The sequence below is a fragment of the Pseudoflavonifractor phocaeensis genome (assembly GCF_016901955.1).
Lineage (GTDB): Bacteria > Bacillota > Clostridia > Oscillospirales > Oscillospiraceae > Flavonifractor > Flavonifractor phocaeensis_A.
This window is the reverse complement of record NZ_JACJLC010000152.1, coordinates 1-3,381: the sequence shown is the minus strand read 5'-3', so window position 1 is coordinate 3,381 and position 3,381 is coordinate 1. Positions and strand designations below refer to the sequence as shown.

Genomic DNA, 3,381 nt, shown 5'->3' with positions numbered 1-3,381 from the left:
CCTGGCGGTCAAACTCCTGCTCCAACCGGTACAGCGGGGAGTACATCACGTACTTCTGTACGGCGAGATGCGCAATGGCGGAGGGAGACGCAAAACTGCCGGGGATCACAGTGGGCTCCATAGGAGTGGGCGTCACATTGGCTTCTCCGGTCTCTTCTTCGCAATAGATAATCCACCACTTCCACGGGAGTCCCTTTGGGGATCACATCGTCAATGCTGCCGGAGCGGCGCTTGCGGGGCTTCTTCTGTTCGCCCTTTTTCGTGGGTTCCACGCTGTCTGCATCCCAAGCTTCGGCCTCATTGAACAGATGGGCAAACTGCTCCATGACGATCTGGTCCAGCTGCTCAGAGGAGCTTCCAAACTGCTTCCGCTTGTTCAGCTTCACTTCGCGGCCATTGGAAGCTGCCGGACTCCAGGCGCTTGTACAGCAGCAGAAATCCATCCCCTTCCCAGTACAGCGCTTTGATCCGGTCCCGCTGCCGGCCGCAGAACAGAAACAACGTGTTGGTGAACGGATCCAGCTGGAACTGCTGCTGAACGATGGCGGCCAGGCCATCAATGCCGCGGCGAAGGTCAGTGTAGCCGCAGGCAATGTAGACCTTGTCCGCGCCGGTAAAATCATTCAGCATGACTGTAGGATCCTCAGCAGCATGGCCGTTGTCTCAGCATCTGCTCCTGAATGGATGTCCACGGAAACATCCCCCAGACGCACGGTAGCCGAGATTCTGGCTGGCGGCGCTACACGCACCTCAGCAAACTGCGGTGCGTGTAGCGCCGCAAGAGAAAACAGCTTTTTTGCCATTTGTAGTAGCTGGAGGGACTGACGCCATTGCCTTCGCACCAAGCCTTGACACCGATACCGCTGCTGCGGCAGTCCGCGATCCGTTCACTCCAAACCGCAATTTTCTCCTGGTGCTTCAGCACCTGTAAATTTTTCTCCATAACTGTCTCCAGTCTCGTATAGTATCTTCCAGTCTCCGAGACTCTACGATATTATCCGCTTTCATGGAGATATTTTCTCACAGTGATCCCATTCCGACAATCCGCCGCCAGATTTGACGGTTACACTTCCTGTTTCGGGAGAATCCGCTGAGACCTGTCGGCTGTCTGCTGAGTGAGAAAGCTGGCCAGCCGTTTACCCAGGATGAGCAGATGGTTCTGGACCATCGGGAACTGGAGGAGATGCTGAACATTCTGCGTGAGGCGGTGTCTCCGAAGGACCGTTCCCGGTGGACCGCATGGGACTCCAATGTGGCTATGGACCGAATGCGCTGTATCCTGGGTGGTATGACGGACGCTCTGGTGGCCATCCAAAAGCAGCCTAAACAGCGGAAGATGGATTGTTTCTATCTGATGATGCAGGTGGATTGGCCTTGGCGCTGACCTTTGGAGGCATCGGCGAGGATGACCTTCCCGGCCAGACGCCAGGTACCCAGCTGGGGCTGAATCGTGATTACATCTCCAGCCTGGCCACGGGATTTCGAGATTGGCTGGACAAGCATGCCCAGATGTCCGATAACTTGCTTACCAAATAGTATAAACAGAAACGGAGGCCAAGCCTATGGCAATTCGTTGCCCGCACTGCGGAAGTCCCGTGATGATCCGGGGTAGCCGGTGGGAGTGCGGCTACTGCGGTGACTTTGGTAGCATTTCCTCGCTCCACCCCTCGGAGAAGGCCAAGTTGATGCGGGCGGCCGCGCCCACTATCCAGGTTACCATCACGGTGACAGATACCTCCGACGAAGAGGCTCCCCACAGTTTTTCCCGAAGTGAGTTAGAGGATATGGTACGCCAGTGGGACTTTGACAAAAACGAGTGGGCCTGCCGGGATCTGCTCATTGCCGCCTTTCCTGAGGCGGTTTGCTTCTGGACGGCAGAGGAACTTTCCAACATGGACACCATGGAACTTCTGGGCAAAGTCGGCGAGTGGAAACCGGAAGTGGGTATCCAGATGATGAAATTTCTGTTGGATACCGCAGAGCGTCATCTCCAAGAGCCGGAAGCTGCGGAACAGTTGCTGGAAAATGATCTGTACGAACTCAGCCGAAATCAAACTGTCCAGCCCGAGTTATTAGCACAACTTAAAGCGGACGAGCACTTGGTACGGCAGTTGTTCCAGAGTGCCTATGCAGGTGACCTTCAAAAGGAATTGCTGAAGGCGTGTGACTGGTTTGGGGAACCGGCACTGAAAAAGCATCTTCGAAATATTTTAGCACATAATTCTTCTTTCAAAGGCTTTGACTAAAATGAGTAGGCAGCCACCCATTTCTACCCTTACTCGCATTCTCAATTATATCGATATAAAAGATGGGCAAAGCTCATTGCCTTGCCCGTCCCAATTATTTTCATTATTTACTGTTCATCTGATTAAAAATGACGCTTTCTCAAAATCTTTTTGGGTAGCAGCCGACATCGTCGATCAGTTGAATAAGGTGTCGATGCTCTGCCCCTTGGTGACAACTCTTCTCTCCACACCCTCAGAAGGGAAATATCTTCTCATCCTTTCGTTCACTAAAATATGCTTCAACACGCTAAACTATTAAATAGCAGTCTTCTTTCTTACTACTCCCGACTCACTGGATCAAGGACTTCTTCTCCCCCCACCCTTTGTTCAGTAGAGGATGTTCTAACACACTAAATCGTTAAATAGAAGTCTTCTTTTAAGTAAGGCGCTGTTCAGTCAGGTTTGTCAAGTCCCAGTGGTGCTGGTTAGTTCCGCTGTTCCCCAGTGGTGCTGGTCAGTTCCACTACTCCCCAACCGGGTGCTGGCTGGTTCCGCTGTTCCCCAGTGGTGCTGGCCAGTTCCGCTGTTCCCCAGTGGTGCTGGCCAGTTCCGCTACTCCCCATCCGGGTGCTGGCCGGTTCCGCTGTTCCCCAGTGGTGCTGGTCAGTTCCGCTGTTCCCCAGTGGTGCTGGCTGGTTCCACTGTTCTGCATCGGGCAGTAGGCTTTAACTGTACTCAGCGGGTGGGGAAACCATCCAACCTACCGCATTTTCTTTGTATTCAAGACTGGTTACGTTCCGTTCTGCACGAGCTGGGTCGTTAGAGGTCTTCACCGGCCGGCACGCGCAGTCCACCCCCTGTGCGGCGCGCGAGAAAAATAGAGTCCTACTCTCTCACGCGGCACAGGGGGTATATCAGACCTGCATTTGATCTGATCAGCGGTAATCTGCCAATCCACTCGCCTCAGTCTTCTCGCTCCATGAGGTTTGTATGAGTGGATTCCCCCGGCTTTCGCCGGCGAGAAGCCCTCCTGCCTAATTTATATGAACCCGGTCAGGCACACCCGGTTGACGGAGGTTTTAGATTACCATGCCCACGCATTCCCCCGAACAGACTTATTGCAGCGGCTCTGTCACACCTGGTCCAGTTATTGATA

Annotated in this window: 6 protein-coding genes; 3 read left to right on the top strand and 3 right to left on the bottom strand. The window is 53.7% G+C overall.

Features of this window, described 5'->3' with window-relative positions; translation table 11 throughout:
* Positions 1 to 8: 8 nt before the first annotated feature.
* From H6B51_RS18525 to tnpA, 3 genes are all read right to left on the bottom strand, one after another.
* Positions 9 to 443, bottom strand: a complete 435-nt coding sequence (locus H6B51_RS18525; protein WP_418055078.1) for a transposase domain-containing protein — start codon at positions 441 to 443, stop codon at positions 9 to 11.
* Positions 346 to 630 (bottom strand): IS66 family insertion sequence element accessory protein TnpB, encoded by a 285-nt coding sequence (tnpB, locus tag H6B51_RS16605; RefSeq protein ID WP_204884712.1) that lies wholly within the window; start codon positions 628 to 630, stop codon positions 346 to 348. The genes H6B51_RS18525 and tnpB overlap by 98 nt, the downstream gene beginning before the upstream one ends.
* 109 nt (positions 631 to 739) lie before the next feature.
* On the bottom strand, positions 740 to 943 hold the full coding sequence (tnpA, locus tag H6B51_RS16600) for an IS66 family insertion sequence element accessory protein TnpA (RefSeq protein WP_204884711.1): 204 nt from the start codon (positions 941 to 943) through the stop codon (positions 740 to 742).
* Between the two features lie 210 nt (positions 944 to 1,153).
* Between tnpA and H6B51_RS16595 the strand changes: the two genes are divergently transcribed.
* The 3 genes from H6B51_RS16595 to H6B51_RS16585 are packed head-to-tail and all read left to right on the top strand — an operon-like array spanning position 1,154 to position 2,246.
* On the top strand, positions 1,154 to 1,384 hold the full coding sequence (locus tag H6B51_RS16595) for a hypothetical protein (protein WP_204884710.1): 231 nt from the start codon (positions 1,154 to 1,156) through the stop codon (positions 1,382 to 1,384).
* The gene (locus H6B51_RS16590; RefSeq protein WP_204884709.1) at positions 1,375 to 1,536 is read left to right on the top strand and encodes a hypothetical protein; all 162 of its coding nucleotides are present in this window, start codon (positions 1,375 to 1,377) and stop codon (positions 1,534 to 1,536) included. Before H6B51_RS16595 ends, H6B51_RS16590 begins: the two co-directional genes overlap by 10 nt.
* A 26-nt stretch (positions 1,537 to 1,562) precedes the next feature.
* Positions 1,563 to 2,246: a hypothetical protein gene (locus H6B51_RS16585; RefSeq protein WP_204884708.1), complete on the top strand. Its 684-nt coding sequence runs from the start codon at positions 1,563 to 1,565 to the stop codon at positions 2,244 to 2,246.
* Positions 2,247 to 3,381: the final 1,135 nt, after the last annotated feature.